Origin of the sequence: Actinophytocola sp. (genome assembly GCF_009379765.1) — a bacterium.
In the GTDB taxonomy this organism is placed as follows: Bacteria; Actinomycetota; Actinomycetes; order Mycobacteriales; family Pseudonocardiaceae; genus Actinophytocola.
Map to the genome: position 1 here is coordinate 21,919 of NZ_WHTD01000075.1, position 15,800 is coordinate 37,718.

Here is a 15,800-nt window from a genome sequence, read left to right on the forward strand (position 1 = left end):
CGGCTCACTCGGCGAGGGTGGGTCAGGCGGCGACCAGCTGGGGTCGGGCGGCCTGGCCTGCGTGCGCCCTGGCCCGCGTGGCGAATTGGCGCCGGGCGGAGGTGACGCGCCGCCAGTGCGCGGTCCGCTCCGTGGCGGCCGAGGCGCTGACGTTGGCGAGGACCTCCGCGGCCCTCGCCGCCGAGTCGATCGCCGCCGCGGCGGCGAGGTAGTCGCCGGCGTCGATCAGCGAGTAGGCGTGCCGCATCTCGGCCTGCGCGGTCGCGTAGATCGCGTAGGCGGTCAGGTTGTCCGCGAGCGAACCGAGTGGGTGAGACACCGGACTCTCCGATCTGTGCCGTCGGGCTCCATCACAGATACGTCGAAGCAGCGACGGCCGGAAAGACATCCGGCTTCAAGATTTTTCGGCGAGAGCGTGCCGAAGTACCGAACCTGAGGCATCCTGAAGCAGCACAACTACACAGCGCGAGCAGCGCGCATCTCTCCTGCCGGTCCGGGCGATTGTCGATTGGGGGTCCAGTCGCCCGGGTCACCGTGACCGGCCAGGCCGGCGCGGCAGGAGAGAGGAGCACCCCGCTCTTACATAGGCCCGGGAGCTACCAGAACCTGCTCGTCGGGCGGCGCCTGTGCCGGGCGTTCCAGCAGGACTCGTGCCAGTGGCGGCGGTCCGCGACGCCTCCTGTGTCGTCCGCGGGCCACACCACCACGTGGGCGGTGCCGGGGCGGATCTCGTGGTCGCAGCCCGGGCAGCGGTACGTCTTCGTCGTCTGGGTGCCGGGGATGCGGCGGACCAGCCAGTCGCCGTCCGTAGCCGCCTCGAGCTGCTGCCAGCCGGCGGAGGGAGGGGGAGATGGCTCCGGGCGGCGGGCGCGCCGGTCCCGGTTACGACGAGGCACGACAAGCCACGGTAGCGGCAGGGCACAATGGACCCGTGCCGACATACGAGTTCCGCTGCCACGAGTGCGCGCAGACCTTCGACGTCCAGCGCCCCATGAGCGCCTCCGCCGACCCCGCGCCCTGCCCGGACGGCCACCCGAACACCGTCAAGCTGCTCTCCACCATCGCGCTCACCGGCGCCGCCGGGGGCGAGGGGGCGCGCATGCCCGTGGGCGGCGGTGGCGGTGGCGGATGCTGCGGTGGCGCATGCGGCTGCGGCTGACCGAGACGGGTCAGCTGTAGTCCCGGAAGCCCTTCCCCGTCTTGCGACCCAGCCGGCCCGCGGTGACGAGGTGCTCCAGCAGCGGCGCGGGCGCGAACCCGGCGTCGCGGAACTCGTAGTACAGCGTGCGCTCGATCGCCAGCGACACGTCCAGGCCGACCACGTCCAGCAGCTCGAACGGGCCCATCGGCAACCCGCACCCGACCTTCATCGCGGTGTCGATGTCGTCGGCGTCCGCGTAGTGCGCCTCCAGCATCTTCACCGCGTCGTTCAGGTACGGGAACAGCAGCGCGTTCACGATGAACCCCGCCCGGTCCGAGCAGTGCACCGGGTGCTTGCCGACCTTCCGGCACACCGCTCGCGCGGTCGCGACGACATCCTCGGCGGTCGCGATCGTGGAGACGATCTCCACCAGCTTCATCACCGGCGCCGGGTTGAAGAAGTGCAGCCCCACGACGTCCGATGGCCGCGAGGTCGCCGCCGCGCACTCGATCACCGGTAGCGACGACGTGGTGGTGGCGAGGACCGCGCCGGGCTTGACCACCTCGTCCAGCGCGCCGAACACCGCCCGCTTGATCGACAGCTCCTCGGCCACCGCCTCGACGACGAGATCGCAGTCGGCCAGCTCGTCGAGGTCGACCACGCCGCGGATCCGGCCCAGCACCGCCTCGCGGTCCTCTTCGGACAGACGACCCTTGACCACCTGGCGGTCCAGCGACTTGCGCACCGCGGCGAGCGCCGCGGTGGCCCTGTCCGCGGTGCGGGCTCGCAGCACCGTGTCGAAACCCTTCTTGGCGAACACTTCCACGATGCCGGTCGCCATCGTGCCGGTGCCGACCACGCCGACCCGCTGAACGTCCCGTGTGGACACCTCGGTCCCCCCCGCCGGCGCGGGCGTGAGCACGTCGGGCACCACGACCGGCGAGTCGAGCCCGTCGTAGGTGTAGAAGCCGCGCCCGGACTTGCGGCCGAGCAGCCCCGCGGTGATCATCTGCCGCAGGATCGGCGCGGGCGCGTGCAAGCGGTTGCGCGACTGGCGGTACATCGTCTCGAGGATCTCGTAGGCGGTGTCCAGCCCGATCAGGTCCAGCAGCGCCAGCGGCCCCATCGGGTAGCCGCAGCCGAACCGCATCGCCGCGTCGAGGTCCTCCCGGGTGGCGTAACGCGACTCGTACATCGACACCGCGTGGTTGAGGTAGCCGAACAGCAGCGCGTTCGCGATGAACCCGGCCCGGTCGCCGATCACCACCGGCTCCTTGCCGAGCTTGCGCGCGAACGCCTCGACGTCGGCGACCACGTCCGGCTCGGTGACGACCGTGCGCACGATCTCCACCAGCTTGAGCACCGGCGCGGGGTTGAAGAAGTGCAGCCCGACGACCTTGCCCGGCCGGCCGGTGTGCACCCCGATCTCGGTGACCGACAGCGAGGACGTGTTCGACGCGAGGATCACGTCCGGCCGGCACACCTCCTCCAGCTCGGTGAACACCCGGGCCTTGAGCTCGAGGCTCTCCGGGATCGCCTCGACGACGAGGTCCGCGTCGGCGAGGTCGGCGAGCGAGGTGGTGAAGCTGATCCGGTCGAGGAGCGCGGTGCGCGCGGCCGCGTCGAGCTTGCCGCCGGACAGCGCGCGCTCGGTCGAGTACTCGAGGTGCTCGCGGGCCCGGTCGACGCAGTCCTGGTCGAGCTCGACCCCGATCACCCGGATGCCCGTCCGGGCCACCACCTCGGCGATCCCGGCACCCATGGTGCCCAGCCCGACCACTCCGACACATCCGAGCTCGCGCGTCATCGCTACCTCCGGAGACCGACAAACCGGGTAGGCCGGATGCTACCTGTCAGTAACAACGGCCGCGCACGGTCGTGTCGGGGCTCACGGGGTCGGCAGCCGGGGCCACACCTTCGTGGCGACCGCGACCGCGGCTTGGCAGCCGGCGTCGACCTGCCCCGTCGGCGTCCGCACGAACACCGACGCGAGCTCGACGATGTCCTCCGTGACGTCGACCTCCTCGAACGGGATGTGCCCGCTGTCCACCGAGCAGAACGCCGAGGTCCCGGCCTCCGGGAACGGGTTGGTGACCGACGGCCTGCCCGCGATCGGGTCGCTGTTCGCGCCGGTGGGCGCCCAGGTGGTGGGCTGCGGGCCGGCACCGAACACGAGTCGGACGCTCAGCCGGCTCTCGTCCGACGAGGTCTCCCAGTAGCACTGGTGGTGGGCCGGGTACTCGCGGCGCTTCGCCGCGGCGAACCCGGGCAGGGCGGTGACCGTCTCGTCGTCGACCAGTGCGCACGGGTCGACCGAGACCAGCGAGTCCGGCTCCGGCTCCCGGTGCTTCACGCCGTTCTCGTCGATGACCTCGAGGACCTTCGCCATGCCGGCCTCGACCATGGGGCAGGTGTCCGGCGAGTCGCCCTGGTAGGTCGAGCTGCCGACGTCGAGAGTGATCTCGTCGACGAACACGAGTGCCTGGGAGCAGAAGCCGGGGCTGTCGTCACGGCGCGCGGTGTACAAGCCGTTGTCGAGCTCGTCGCTCTTCTTGCTCTCGAGCTCCGGGGTGTCGCTGAGCTCGCCGAGCAGGCCGACCGAGATGATGACCTGCACATCCGCCGAGGGCTCGATGGAGATCGCGCAGTAGTCGAGCGACTCCGGGGTGGCGAGCTCGGTGGTGCCGAACGACTCGAACGCCTCCGGGTCGGTGAGGCTGCACGGATCGATCGTGGAGAGGTCGCCCAGCACGTTCTCGGCGGTGGGTTCGGGCGGTTCGCTGATCGTGGTGGCCGCCACCGGCTCGCCGCCGACCCGAGCGCTGCAGCCGGCGAGGGCCGACACCCCGAGCACGGCCACGGCGAGCACCGCGCCCAATCCAGACTTCGCCAACCAGATCACGTCCCTACCGCTCGTACCGTAGGGAAATGGTCCCACGTCAGGGTTTCGGCAGGGTGGCAATCAGCTTTTTCGCGAGCGCCTGCGGGGCCACGCACGGGTCCTCACCCTTCGCGGGTTCCGACTTGTCGTAGAACAGGTGGACGATCTCGCTGTCCTCGCTGTCGAACGGCCGGTGCGCGAACTGGAGCTCGCAGCTCGCGACGTCGGAGGTGGTGGCCTCCTGGTAGCCGGTGACGCCACCGCCGAGGTCGACCGGCTTGGCGTCGGAGCCGCCTTCCTCGGGGTCGAAGCCGAGGCGGAACCAGAGGCCGAGGTTGGCGGACTCGCCGGACCAGTTGCACCAGTGCAGGTTGTACGGAGCGCCCTCGTCGTCAGCGCCGAGTGCGGCGGTCAGCGCGGCCTCGTCGAGCGCCGCGCACGGGTCGACGGAGAGCAGCGTGCCCTTGGCCGCGTCGTACTCTGGAGGGTCGGCGCGGATCGCCTCGACGACGCCGGCCATGACGGTCCGACCGGCCTTGCAGAGGTCCTTGGCGCTGCCGCCGGCCTGGATGACGAGTCCGAAGTTGGGCGAGGTCGAGGTGACGACGGTGATGAAGCAGGCGTCGCCGGAGTCGAGCTTGCTCTCCATCGCCGGCAGCCCGCCGATGTTCTGGTCGGCGTCGGCGGCGTTGGTGACGCTGTCGCCGAGGGTCAGCGTGATGCTGAGGTCCTCGCCGTCGGCGTCCTCCATGTAGTTGGAGCACTCGCTGAAGCCGCCGCGCGTGTTGTCGGCCGGTTTGCCGACGCTCGCGAGGAGGTCCTCGGTCAGCAGCTCGCACGGCTCGACCAGGCGGAGCTTGTCGATGGTGAAGGCGGGGTCGTCGGACCGCGGCGTGCCGGTCTCGGTGGCGCCGCCGGTGTTGGCCTGGCCCGCGGGCACGGTGGTGCGAGTGTAGGTGACCTTGGTCGTGTCGACGTCACCCCCACACCCGGCGACGACCACCATGACGGCGACGGCCGTCGCGGCCAGCAGGGTTCCCCTCACAGGTGCACCGTATCCAGTAGACGTCGATGGTGTGCGCCGACCCGCGGAACTGACACATCGGGCAGCCCGGGAGCGACCGCCCCCGCGACGACCCAGGACGGTGCCCCTTGCCCGGACGACTCACCTACGCGTTGACCGCGCTCGTCGCGCTGCTCGCCGGCTGCGCCACCACGACCCCGGCGAGGCCCGGGTCGCAGGCGGGGCCAGCACCGACGCCGTGCACTCGTGGCGGTCACCGTCACCATCGACAGGATCCAGGTCGTCGGCCCCGATGGCATCACCGAGACCGCGGACCCGGGGATCGGCGTCTACACCTGCCTCCGCGGCTCAGACCTCATCCCCATGGGCGGGACGGCGCCGTGGTCGCAGTACGTCGGCGTGACCGTCGACTCGATGCGCACCAGCGGCCATCCTGCTGCTGCAGCTGCTGCAGCTGCCGGGAGACAGCTTCGGCGGCTGGGAGTGGGCCTTCTGAGCGGCCGCGGCTAAAAGAGGCGGAACTCGTCGGAGTCCATGCCGCGGAGGGCGTCGTAGTCCAGGGTGACGCAACGGATGCCGCGGTCCTCGGCCAGGGTCTTGGCCTGGGGCTTGATCTGCTGGGCGGCGAACACCCCCTGCACCGGCGCCAGCAGCGGGTCCCGGTTCAGCAGGTCCAAGTAGCGGGTCAGCTGCTCGACCCCGTCCATCTCGCCGCGGCGCTTGATCTCCACGGCGACCGTCGTGCCGCCGGAGTCGCGGCACAGGATGTCCACCGGGCCGATCGCGGTGGGGTACTCGCGGCGGACCAGCGAGTAGCCCTCGCCCAGGGTGGTGATGTGCTCGGCCAGCAGCGCCTGCAGGTGGGCCTCCACCCCGTCCTTCACCAGTCCCGGCTCGGCACCCATCTCGTGCGCCGAGTCATGCACGACCTCCTCGAGCGTGATCACCAGCTTCTCGCCCGCCTTGTTGGCCACGGTCCACGTGCCCGGCTCCTCGGTGAGCCAGCACGGCGGGCTCATCCAGTTCAGCGGCTTGTAGGCCCGGTCGTCCGAGTGCACGGACACCGAGCCGTCGGCCTTCACCAGCAGCAGCCGGGTCGCCATGGGCAGATGAGCGGTGAGCCGGCCGGCGTAGTCGACCTGGCAGCGAGCGATCACGAGACGCACGCAGCGCAGGCTAGCCGACCAGTCCCGCATCCTTCGCGAGCACCGCCGCCTGGACCCGCTCGGCGCGGGTTCGACGCCTCGAACGCGTCGCACGGGACGTCGAGCGCCCTGAGCGCGTCGTTCAGGGCATGCCGGCGCGCTAGTCGGGCCAGTCGGGCTTGCGCTTCTCCAGGAACGCGGCCATGCCCTCGCGGGCGCCGGGCAGTTGGGACGCCGCCGCCATCACCTCGAGGGCGACGGCGTACGCATCCGCCTCCGGGCGGTCGAGCTGGGCGTAGACGGTCTGCTTGCCGATCGCCTTACTCGCCCGGCTTCCCCGGGTCGCCCGGGCCAGCAGGTCGTCGACGGCGGCGTCCAGGTCGCCGTCGGACACCACGCGGTTCACCAGGCCCCAGTCCAGCGCGGTCGCCGCGTCGACGGCGTCACCGGTCAGCACCAGCTCCATCAGGCGCTTGCGGCCGACGGACCGGGCCACCGGCACCGCGGGCGTGTGGCAGAACCAGCCGCCCTTGCCGCCGGGCAGGGCGAAACCCGCTGACGACGACGCCACGGCGAGGTCGCAGGAGGCCACCAGCTGACAGCCCGCGGCCGTGGCCAAGCCGTGCACCCGGGCGATCACGACCTGCGGCACCGACTGGATCGTGCGCATCAGCTCCGTGCACAGCCGAAGCAGGTCACGCACGCCGACCAGGTCCCGGGACGCCACGTCGCCGAAGTCGTGACCGGCCGAGAACACCGGGCCCTCGCCGGCCAGCACCACCCCGGTCGCCGGCGACGACCCGACGTCGCGGAACGCCGCCAGCAGCTCGGTCAGGTGTTCGAACGACAGCGAGTTGCGCCGGGACGGCCGGTTCATCGTGATCCGGACCGTGTCCCCGTCGGTCTTGACCAGCAGGTGCTCGTACATGCCCCCGACGGTAGCCGTCTAGCCCCGGCCGAGCACCGCCTGGAGGAACGTGCGCGTCCGCTCGTGGTCGGGCTCGGTGAACAGCTTGTCCGGCGGCGCGTCCTCGACGATCTGGCCGCCGTCGAACATCAGCACCCGGTCGGACACGTCCCGCGCGAAGTTCATCTCGTGGGTCACGCACAGGAACGTGATGTCCGTGGTCCGCGCGATGTCCTTGAGCAGCGCCAGCACGCCGGCCACGAGCTCCGGGTCGAGCGCGGAGGTCACCTCGTCGAGCAGCAGCACGTCCGGCCGCATCGCGAGCGCGCGGGCGATCGCCACCCGCTGCTGCTGGCCGCCGGAGAGCTGGCTGGGGTGCGCGTTGACCTTCTCGCTCAGCCCCACCAGGTCCAGCAGCTCGCGCGCCCGCTCCTCGGCCTCCGCGCGGGACAGGCCGAGCACCCGGATCGGCGCCTCGGTGAGGTTCTGCAGCACCTTCATGTTCGGGAACAGGTTGAACTGCTGGAACACCATGCCGATCCGCTTGCGGACCACCCGCTGGTGCTTGTCGTCGGCGGGCTCCATCCGGTCGCCGCGGCGCATGTGGCTCAGGCACTCGCCGTCCACGTAGATCGCGCCGCCAGTGACCGTCTCCAGGGTCATCAGCAGCCGCAGGATCGTCGTCTTGCCCGAGCCGCTCGGCCCGATCAGCGTGACGAACTCCCCCGGCCTGACCGAGAAGTTCAGCTCGTCGAGCACGGTGACCGGACCGAACCTCTTGACCACGCCGTCGAACTGGATCATGACGTCGGTCGCACCGCCGGCGACCTCAGGGCCTTGCTGCGACACGGCGCTCCAACCATCGGACGAGTAGGGATGCTGCGAGGCTCAGCACGAGGAACAGGACACCGGCGATGGTGATCGGTTCGACGTACCGGAACGCCCGCGACCCGGCCTGGTAGGCCGCGCCGACGATGTCCAGCACGCCGATGGTCAGCAGGATCGGCGTCTCCTTGAGCAGGGAGATCGAGTAGTTGCCCAGCGCGGGGAGCACTCGCGGAATGGCCTGCGGCAGGATCACCTTGGTCCAGGTCCGGCCGCGCGGCAGGCTGAGCGCGGTCGCCGCCTCCCACTGTCCCGGCGGCACGGCCTCGATCCCGGCTCGGTACACCTCCGCGGTGTAGGTCGCGTAGTGCAGGCCGATGGTGATCACCCCGGTCGTCACCGCGTCGAACTTCAGACCCAGGTCCGGCAGGACGAAGAACATGAAGAAGACCTGAACGATCAGCGGCGTGCTGCGGATGAACTCGATGAACGCCCAGGTGACGCGGCTGACGACGCGCAGCCGCGACCGGCGCAGCAGGGCGAGCCCCAGGCCGAGCACGTAGGCCACGATCGAGGCGAGCACGGTCACCTGAATGGTGACCAGCAGCCCCTGCCCGACGATATCGGGGAAGACCTCCCAGGCGTTGTCCCAGCTCCAGGTCTCGTTCATCAGGGCGTCCCCCCCAACGAGCCGGCTCCGGCTCCGGCGCCGGCCTCGGCCGGCACCGCGAGGGCCTTGGCACGAGCTTGCTTGCTCGGCCGGCGGCCGACGATTCGGCCCGCGCGCCGTTCGAGGTACTTCATTCCGGTGGTGATCAGGACCGCCAGGACGAGGTAGAACAGCAGCACCAACAGCCAGATCAGCCACGCCTGCGAGATGAAGTTCTCCACCAGCACCTCACGGGCCTGGTAGGTCATCTCGTGCACGGTGATGATCGTCAGCAGCGCGCTGCCCTTGAGCAGCTGGATGAACAGGTTGTTGAACGGCGGCACCATATCGACCAGTACCTGCGGCAGGATCACCCGCCGCATCCGCTGCGCCGGCGTCAGGCTCAGCGCGATCGCGCCCTCGTACTGGGCCCTGGGTACCGCGTTGACGGCACCGCGGACGACCTCGGCGCCGTACGCGCCGAAGTTCAGGCCCAGCACCACGATGCCGGCCACCAGCGGGACGATCTGGTAGCCGACCAGCACCGGCAGCACGAAGTAGATCCAGATCAGCTGGACCACCTCGGACGTGCCGCGCCAGACCTCGACGTAGATCCGGGCGACCACGCGGACCGTCCGGGACCGCGACAGCATCGCGAGTCCGAACACGAACGACAGCACGGCCGCGATCAGGATGCCGCCGACCGTCGCCTCCAGGGTCAGCAGCAGCCCGTCGAGAATCGTCTCGACGAACAGGGGCACGTTGTCAAACATGATCCGCGTCTACCGTGCGCCTCAGGCCGCCTCGCAGAGCTTCTCGGTCTTCACGTCGTCAGGCACCTCGTTGTCCGCGGTGAACCCGAACGGCTCGACGATCTTCAACCATTCGCCGCTCTCCTGCAGCTTCGTCAGCTCGGTGTTGAACGCGTCGACGAGGTCGTCGTCGCCCTTGCGGAACACGAAGCCGCCGGCCTGGATCTGCTCCTTGCCGTCGATCGTCGGCACGAACCCCTCGGTCACCTCGAACGGCGCGTCCGAGTTGTCCTCCAGGAGCCGGCGCAGCGAGATGTCGGTCAGCGCGCCGCAATAGGCCCGGCCGCCCTTCAGCGCCTGGAACAGCTCCGGCTGCCCGTCATAGGGCTGGATCTTGTCGGACGGGATGCCGAGCGCCTCGGCCACGGACTGCTCCACGGTGCCGGACAGAACCGCGATCGTCTCGCCCTTGGCCTTGAGGTCGTCGAAGTTGTTGATGCCCTTCGGGTTGCCCTTCGGCACCATGAACGCGGTCGGGGTGACGTAGTCGACCGCGGAGAACTGGGCGTTCTCGCAGCGGTCGGGCAGGATCGCCATGCCGGCGGCCACCATGTCGTACTGACCGGCGTTGAGCGCCTGGATCAGCTGGCCGAACTCGACCTGGGTGGCCTCGACATTGTCGATGCCGATGGCCTTGAACACGGCCTTCGCGACCTCGGGCGCCTCGCCGGTGACCTTGTCACCCTCGGTGTAGCCGTAGGGCACCTCGCCGGCGATGCCGACCTTGATCGAACCGGCGTCCTTGACCCGCTGCAGCGTCCCGCCCGCACCGGCCTCCGGCACCTCCGAGCAGCCCGCCAGCACCGCCGGGCCGCCGAGGGCGACCACACCCGTCACCGCGCTGAACCTGAAGAAGTCCCGCCGTGTCCAATTTGCCATCGCCATCGTTCGTCAGTCCTTTTCGTACCCAGCGCGCGTATGCATCGTTTGGAGACCACCGAACGTAGGGGCATCGTCTGAACGGGTCAAAGGCCGACGAAAGATCAAAGAAGGCCGTTAGCAAACCGAGACCTCGCGTCCACGGACAATCTTGCGAAATGCTGACGGTTCGCCGCTCAGCCGCCCGCGCAGACCTTTTCCGTGGTCAGATCGGCCGGCGGCGCGTTGTGCTCGGTGAACCCGTACGGCGCCACGATCTGCAGCCAGACGCCGCTTTCGTGCAGGTCACGCAGCCGGTTGTTGAACGACGTCAGCAGCTCGGAGCCCTCGGGGAACGCGTAGGCACCTACCCACGGCAACCGGTCCGGCGGTCGGAACGGGTCGGTCACCGCCACGCCCTCACCCTGGGTCTTCACCATGTCGCGCAGCGTGATGTCGTCGAACGCCGCGCAGTCGACCTCGCCGCTGCGCACGGCGTTCAGCAGCACGGCCGGATCCGGCAGCGCCACGATGTTCGCCTGCGGCACACCGCCCGTCCGCGCGTCCTGCTCCTCGGGCAGGCCGCCCATGACGCCGAGCTTGGCGCCGGTCGCCGCCACCTCGGCGTAGGTCTTCAGGCCCTTGGGGTTGGCGGCCGGGACGACGAACGCGGTGAGCGACACGTGGTCGGGCACGGAGAACTCCAGGTCACCGCACAGGTCGGGGCGGATGGTGAGGCCGCCGACGAGGTCGAACTGCCCAGCCGCGATGCCCGCCTGGAGCACGGCCTCGTCCCGCACGACCTGGATCTTGACGTCGGTCACGCCGAGCGCGTCGAGCACCGCGCGGGCGACCTCGGGCACCGGACCGGCGACCTCGCCGCCGTCCTCGACGGTGTAAGGCCGGTAGGACAGGATGCCGATGGTGGTCCGCTCCGGGGCCGACGGTTCGGAGCTCGTCGGCTCGGGCCCGGCCGGGCGGGCCGCGGGGTCGGCCACCGGGTCGCCGCCGACCCGCGACGAGCAGCCCGCCGCAGCCGCCGCGCCGAGAACCGTTGTGCGGTAAAGGAACTGGCGCCGCGTCCAGGCCATGTGGTCACCCCGAGGTCGTGGGAATGCCGTTCGCCGCGCGGACCACGTCCACGATCTCGTTCATGATCTCGGTGAGCTCGTAGTCCTTGGGCGTGAACACCCTAGCGACGCCGCGCTCGCGCAGGACCTGGGCGTCCTGGGGCGGGACGATGCCGCCGACCACGACCGGCACGTCCCCGGCACCCGCGGCGCGCAGCCCGTCGACCACCTGCGGCACGACCGCGAGGTGCGAGCCGGACAGGATCGACAGGCCGACGACGTGCACGCCCTCCTGCACCGCGGCGGCCACGATCTGTTCCGGGGTGAGCCGAATGCCCTGGTAGACGACCTCGAAGCCGACGTCGCGGGCGCGCACGGCGATCTGCTCGGCGCCGTTGGAGTGGCCGTCGAGGCCGGGCTTGCCGACGAGCATGCGCAGCCGGCCGCCGAGCTCGTCGCCGGTGGCGCGGACCCGGTCGCGGACGGTGGCGAGCTCGCCGGAGGCCTCGCCGCCCGCGGACGCGCCGGACACCCCGGTCGGCGCCCGGTACTCGCCGAACACGTCGCGCAGCGCGCCTGCCCACTCGCCGGTGGTGACCCCGGCCCTGGCGCACTGGAGGGTGGCGTCCATGAGGTTGGCGTCGGTGCGCGCGGCGGAGGTCAGGAGCTCCAGCGCCTTGTCCACCTCGGACTCGTTGCGCTGGGCGCGCCAGCGCTCGATCGCCTCGACGGCTTCGCGCTCGACCTCTGGCTTGATCGTCTCGATGACGCCCTCGCCCTCGAGCGGGCTCTCCTCGGTGGTGTCGAAGCGGTTCACGCCGACGACGACCTCCTCGCCGGCCTCGATGCGCCGGCGCCGCTCGACCAGCGAGCTGACGAGCTGGGTCTTCATGTAGCCGCTCTCGACCGCGGCGACCGCGCCACCCATCTCCTGCACCCGGGCGATCTCCGCGCGGGCGCCGGTCACGATCTCGTCCACTTTGGACTGGATCACCGGCGAGCCGTCGAAGATGTCCTCGTACTCCAGCAGATCCGTCTCGTAGGCGAGCACCTGCTGCATGCGCAGCGCCCACTGCTGGTCCCACGGGCGGGGCAGGCCGAGCGCCTCGTTCCACGCGGGCAGCTGGATCGCGCGGGCACGGGCCTTGCGGGACAAGGAGACCGCGAGCATCTCGAGCACGATGCGCTGCACGTTGTTCTCCGGCTGCGCCTCGGTGAGGCCGAGCGAGTTGACCTGCACGCCGTAGCGGAACCGGCGGTGCTTGGCGTTCTCGACGCTGTAGCGGTCGCGGGTGACCTCGTCCCACAGCTCGGCGAAGGCACGCATCTTGCACATCTCCTCGACGAACCGCACGCCCGCGTTGACGAAGAAGGAGATGCGCGCGACGACGTCACCCATCTTGTCCCGCGGCACCTGCCCGGAGTCGCGGACGGCGTCGAGCACGGCGATGGCCGTGCACATCGCGTAGGCGACCTCCTGGACCGGCGTCGCGCCGGCCTCCTGCAGGTGGTAGCTGCAGATGTTGGTGGGGTTCCACCTCGGCACGTTGGCGACGGTCCAGGCGACCATGTCGGTGATGAGTCGCAGGCTCGGGCCGGGTGGGAAGACATAGGTGCCGCGGGAGAGGTACTCCTTGATGATGTCGTTCTGGGTGGTGCCGGCCAGCTCGGCGACGACCTCGTGCCAGTCCGCGCCGTCGGCGTCGGCCTGCTCCTGGGCGAGCGAGACGTAGAGGGCGAACAGCCACATGGCGGTGGCGTTGATCGTCATCGAGGTGTTGGCCTCGGCCAGCGGGATGCCGTCGAAGAGCTGGCGCATGTCGCCGATGTGGCTGACCGGGACGCCGACCTTGCCGACCTCGCCGCGGGACAGGACGTGGTCGGGGTCGTAGCCGGTCTGCGTCGGCAGGTCGAAGGCGACCGACAGGCCGGTCTGCCCCTTGGCGAGGTTGCGCCGGTAGAGCAGGTTGGACGCCGCGGCCGAGGAATGGCCGGCGTAGGTCCGCATCACCCACGGGCGGTCCCGCTCGTCGTCGGTCGGATACGGCATCGGACACCTCCGTTGACCCGTCGGTCTCCTGAGAGTACTGGCCGGTAACCCCGGCGGCAGATGTTGTGGTGAACGCCGCAGGCTCTTGCGACAATGTCCGCGTGGGCTACTACACCCTGCTGATCCTGCTGGTGGTCCTCGGCCTGCTGGCGCTGGTCCTGCGGTGGGCGTCCAGTCTCGACACGGACAGGGCGCACCGGAAGGACTACGGCCTGCTGCGCGAGGTGGCGAAGGTGCCGTCGTCGACGGCGGCGCGCGTGGTCGAGTCGCAGCTCAAGGAGGCCGGCGTCGCCGCGACCACGGTCCCGGCCGAGGACGGCGTCGGCCTGCGGATCCTGGTCTTCCCGGCCGACGAGGCGGCCGCGATCGACGTGCTGCTGCACCAGAACCCTTCCTGACCGCATTTCCGGGTGAGAGTCTGGCCGCATGACTGTTGCCGGCGAAGCGGCGCGCATCGCCGCACCGGACGAGGCCGTGTCCCTGGACGAGCTCCGGTTGGCGGCCCGCAACCACGGGATGCCGCTGGAGGCGTTGCGCTACGACGTCACGCCGCCCGGGCTGCACTACCTGCTGGTCCACTACGACATCCCGTTCATCGACCCGGCCTCCTGGCAGCTCCGGGTCGGCGGCCACGTCCGGTCGCCGCTGGTGTTGGACCTCGCGGCACTGCGGGCTCGCCCGGCGGTGTCGCGCACCGTGACCCTGGAATGCGCCGGCAACGGCCGGGCGCGGCTGGTCCCCCGCCCGGTGAGCCAACCGTGGCTCGACGAGGCCGTCGGGACCGCGCGGTGGACCGGCACTTCCTTGGCGCCGCTGCTGCGGGAGGCCGGCGTGCTCGACGGCGCGGTCGACGTGGCGTTCACCGGCCACGACCACGGCACCGAGCGCGGCGTGGAGCAGGACTACCAGCGCGCGCTGTCCCTGCCGGACGCCTTGTCCGAGGACGTGCTGCTGGCCTACGAGATGAACGGCGCCCCGCTGCCGCCGCAGCACGGCGCGCCGGTGCGGCTGATCGTTCCCGGCTGGTACGGGATGGCGCACGTGAAGTGGCTGCGCGAGATCACCGTGTCGGACGCGCCGTTCACCGGCTTCCAGAACGCGGTGGCCTACCGACTGCGCCAGTCCGCCGACTCCCCCGGCGGCGGCGAGCCGGTGACCCGGATCCAGCCGCGCGCCCTGGTGATCCCGCCCGGCTTCCCCGACTTCATGACCCGCCGCCGCGTGCTGGACGCCGGCCAGGTGACCCTGTCCGGTCGAGCCTGGTCCGGCCGAGCCCCGCTGACCGCGGTCTCCCTGAGCACCGACGGCGGCGCGTCGTGGACGACGGCGACGCTGGGCCCGGCGACGGAACGGCACGCGTGGCACTCCTGGACCGCGACGTGGCAAGCGGCCCCGGGCGAGTACGAGCTGTGCGCCCGAGCCACCGACGCGGAGGGCGACCAGCCGGTGGACCCGCCGTGGAACATGCAGGGAATGGCCAACAACATGGTCCAACGGGTCCCGGTCACCGTCCGCTGAGCCTACTCAGTTCGCTGAGTCCGCTCAGTTCACCGAGTCCCGCCGAGTCCCGCCGAGTCCGCGCACCCGGTGGCACCGCCGCGGTTGTCCACAGCCTCAGCGTTTGTGGTCCGAAACTGTCGGTGCCACTCAGTAGGCTGGATTCCGGGGGGCCGGAGGCCACGGCCGGGCCACGAGGCGGCCGGGCCACCCGCAGGGGCAGCCCGGCCACTCGCGATCTCGGTCAGCGCGCGGGGTGCACCACTCCGGCGGCGCTGCCGCCCCGGCGGGACGGCTCGCCGGCGGCGATCACCTTGCCGTGGCCCACGAACTCCAGTCCCGACGCGACACCGATGTCGGGACTGATCTTGATGTTCGGGTCGAGCGGCGACGTGTCGCGAACCTCGAGCTCGTGGCCCAGCGCCTGCAGCCCCGGCACCGCCGAGTCCTGCAGGAACGCGGGTTCGACCTGGGTGGTCGCCGCGTTGCGCTGTGAGGCGCGCGGGGCGGCGATGGCGTCCGGCAGGGTCATGCCGAAGTCCACCCGGTTGACCAGGATCTGCAGCACCGTCGTGATGATCGAGGCGCCACCGGGCGAGCCGACCGCCATGAACGGCTTGCCGTGCCGCAACACGATGGTGGGCGACATGCTCGACCGCGGACGCTTGCCCGGCGCGGCCAGGTTCGGGTCGGGCGCGCTGCCCTGCGTGGGCGCGAAGTTGAAGTCCGTCAGCTCGTTGTTGAGCAGGAAACCCCGCCCCGGCACGACGATCCCGCTGCCGCCGAGCTGCTCGATCGTGTTCGTGTACGACACGACGTTGCCCCACTTGTCGCTCACCACGAAGTGGTTGGTGTGCGCGCCCTGGTTGCCGTCGGGCGTGACCGCGGCGGCGGGCTGGCAGGACGCGCCGCCGTCGGGGTCGCCGGGCGGCACCGCGCCG

Annotated in this window: 18 protein-coding genes; 4 read left to right on the plus strand and 14 right to left on the minus strand. The window is 70.7% G+C overall.

Features of this window, described 5'->3' with window-relative positions:
- Nucleotides 1–22: 22 nt before the first annotated feature.
- Both GEV28_RS22500 and GEV28_RS22505 read right to left on the minus strand, forming a co-directional pair.
- Nucleotides 23–319 (minus strand): hypothetical protein, encoded by a 297-nt coding sequence (locus GEV28_RS22500; protein ID WP_291414095.1) that lies wholly within the window; start codon nt 317–319, stop codon nt 23–25.
- Between the two features lie 277 nt (nt 320–596).
- Nucleotides 597–896: a hypothetical protein gene (locus GEV28_RS22505; RefSeq protein WP_291414096.1), complete on the minus strand. Its 300-nt coding sequence runs from the start codon at nt 894–896 to the stop codon at nt 597–599.
- A gap of 35 nt (nt 897–931) precedes the next feature.
- Between GEV28_RS22505 and GEV28_RS22510 the strand changes: the two genes are divergently transcribed.
- A complete protein-coding gene (locus GEV28_RS22510; RefSeq protein ID WP_291414097.1) occupies nt 932–1,159 on the plus strand; it encodes a zinc ribbon domain-containing protein in 228 nt (75 codons plus the stop codon).
- Nucleotides 1,160–1,169: 10 nt separating this feature from the next.
- On the opposite strand, the gene GEV28_RS22515 is transcribed toward GEV28_RS22510, so the two are convergent.
- The 3 genes from GEV28_RS22515 to GEV28_RS22525 all read right to left on the minus strand — a co-directional run bounded on the left by GEV28_RS22515 (nt 1,170) and on the right by GEV28_RS22525 (nt 5,067).
- A complete protein-coding gene (locus GEV28_RS22515; protein WP_291414098.1) occupies nt 1,170–2,948 on the minus strand; it encodes a 3-hydroxyacyl-CoA dehydrogenase family protein in 1,779 nt (592 codons plus the stop codon).
- Nucleotides 2,949–3,029: 81 nt separating this feature from the next.
- Nucleotides 3,030–4,034 (minus strand): DUF3558 family protein, encoded by a 1,005-nt coding sequence (locus tag GEV28_RS22520; protein WP_291414099.1) that lies wholly within the window; start codon nt 4,032–4,034, stop codon nt 3,030–3,032.
- Between the two features lie 46 nt (nt 4,035–4,080).
- Entirely contained in the window at nt 4,081–5,067 is a 987-nt protein-coding gene (locus GEV28_RS22525; RefSeq protein WP_291414100.1) for a DUF3558 family protein, read from the minus strand.
- 225 nt (nt 5,068–5,292) lie between these two features.
- On the opposite strand from GEV28_RS22525, the gene GEV28_RS22530 reads away from it, so the two are divergent.
- Complete coding sequence (locus GEV28_RS22530; protein WP_291414101.1) at nt 5,293–5,556, plus strand: hypothetical protein; 264 nt, start codon at nt 5,293–5,295, stop codon at nt 5,554–5,556.
- Here GEV28_RS22530 and nucS read toward each other — a convergent pair.
- The 8 genes from nucS to GEV28_RS22570 all read right to left on the minus strand — a co-directional run bounded on the left by nucS (nt 5,553) and on the right by GEV28_RS22570 (nt 13,362).
- Entirely contained in the window at nt 5,553–6,212 is a 660-nt protein-coding gene (gene nucS / locus GEV28_RS22535) for an endonuclease NucS (protein ID WP_291414102.1), read from the minus strand. The two genes, GEV28_RS22530 and nucS, sit on opposite strands and share 4 nt — an antisense overlap.
- A gap of 139 nt (nt 6,213–6,351) precedes the next feature.
- Nucleotides 6,352–7,119 (minus strand): enoyl-CoA hydratase-related protein, encoded by a 768-nt coding sequence (locus GEV28_RS22540; RefSeq protein ID WP_291414103.1) that lies wholly within the window; start codon nt 7,117–7,119, stop codon nt 6,352–6,354.
- An 18-nt stretch (nt 7,120–7,137) separates the two neighbouring features.
- Complete coding sequence (gene ehuA, locus GEV28_RS22545) at nt 7,138–7,902, minus strand: ectoine/hydroxyectoine ABC transporter ATP-binding protein EhuA (RefSeq protein WP_291414113.1); 765 nt, start codon at nt 7,900–7,902, stop codon at nt 7,138–7,140.
- A 25-nt stretch (nt 7,903–7,927) separates the two neighbouring features.
- The gene (ehuD, locus tag GEV28_RS22550) at nt 7,928–8,593 is read right to left on the minus strand and encodes an ectoine/hydroxyectoine ABC transporter permease subunit EhuD (RefSeq protein ID WP_291414104.1); all 666 of its coding nucleotides are present in this window, start codon (nt 8,591–8,593) and stop codon (nt 7,928–7,930) included.
- Nucleotides 8,593–9,345, minus strand: a complete 753-nt coding sequence (gene ehuC / locus GEV28_RS22555; protein WP_291414105.1) for an ectoine/hydroxyectoine ABC transporter permease subunit EhuC — start codon at nt 9,343–9,345, stop codon at nt 8,593–8,595. The genes ehuD and ehuC overlap by 1 nt, the downstream gene beginning before the upstream one ends.
- Nucleotides 9,346–9,366: 21 nt before the next feature.
- Nucleotides 9,367–10,221, minus strand: a complete 855-nt coding sequence (gene ehuB, locus GEV28_RS22560) for an ectoine/hydroxyectoine ABC transporter substrate-binding protein EhuB (protein WP_291414106.1) — start codon at nt 10,219–10,221, stop codon at nt 9,367–9,369.
- Nucleotides 10,222–10,439: 218 nt separating this feature from the next.
- Complete coding sequence (locus GEV28_RS22565; RefSeq protein WP_291414107.1) at nt 10,440–11,333, minus strand: transporter substrate-binding domain-containing protein; 894 nt, start codon at nt 11,331–11,333, stop codon at nt 10,440–10,442.
- Nucleotides 11,334–11,337: 4 nt separating this feature from the next.
- Entirely contained in the window at nt 11,338–13,362 is a 2,025-nt protein-coding gene (locus tag GEV28_RS22570; protein WP_291414108.1) for a protein meaA, read from the minus strand.
- 101 nt (nt 13,363–13,463) lie between these two features.
- Here GEV28_RS22570 and GEV28_RS22575 point away from each other — a divergent pair, with 101 nt between their 5' ends.
- Entirely contained in the window at nt 13,464–13,760 is a 297-nt protein-coding gene (locus GEV28_RS22575) for a hypothetical protein (RefSeq protein ID WP_291414109.1), read from the plus strand.
- A gap of 28 nt (nt 13,761–13,788) precedes the next feature.
- Complete coding sequence (locus GEV28_RS22580; RefSeq protein ID WP_291414110.1) at nt 13,789–14,880, plus strand: sulfite oxidase; 1,092 nt, start codon at nt 13,789–13,791, stop codon at nt 14,878–14,880.
- A gap of 223 nt (nt 14,881–15,103) precedes the next feature.
- Here GEV28_RS22580 and GEV28_RS22585 read toward each other — a convergent pair.
- Nucleotides 15,104–15,800, minus strand: a 697-nt coding sequence (locus GEV28_RS22585; protein WP_291414111.1) for a gamma-glutamyltransferase, incomplete at its 5' end; no start/stop codon positions are given.

Excerpts from the sequence above, each read along its gene's own strand:
- GEV28_RS22515 (WP_291414098.1), bottom strand. The coding sequence starts at position 2,948 with ATGACGCGCGAGCTCGGATGTGTCGGAGTGGTCGGGCTGGGCACCATG.
- GEV28_RS22540 (WP_291414103.1), bottom strand. The coding sequence starts at position 7,119 with ATGTACGAGCACCTGCTGGTCAAGACCGACGGGGACACGGTCCGGATC.
- ehuA (WP_291414113.1), bottom strand. The coding sequence starts at position 7,902 with ATGATCCAGTTCGACGGCGTGGTCAAGAGGTTCGGTCCGGTCACCGTG.
- ehuD (WP_291414104.1), bottom strand. The coding sequence starts at position 8,593 with ATGAACGAGACCTGGAGCTGGGACAACGCCTGGGAGGTCTTCCCCGAT.
- ehuC (WP_291414105.1), bottom strand. The coding sequence starts at position 9,345 with ATGTTTGACAACGTGCCCCTGTTCGTCGAGACGATTCTCGACGGGCTG.
- GEV28_RS22565 (WP_291414107.1), bottom strand. The coding sequence starts at position 11,333 with ATGGCCTGGACGCGGCGCCAGTTCCTTTACCGCACAACGGTTCTCGGC.
- GEV28_RS22570 (WP_291414108.1), bottom strand. The coding sequence starts at position 13,362 with ATGCCGTATCCGACCGACGACGAGCGGGACCGCCCGTGGGTGATGCGG.
- GEV28_RS22580 (WP_291414110.1), top strand. The coding sequence starts at position 13,789 with ATGACTGTTGCCGGCGAAGCGGCGCGCATCGCCGCACCGGACGAGGCC.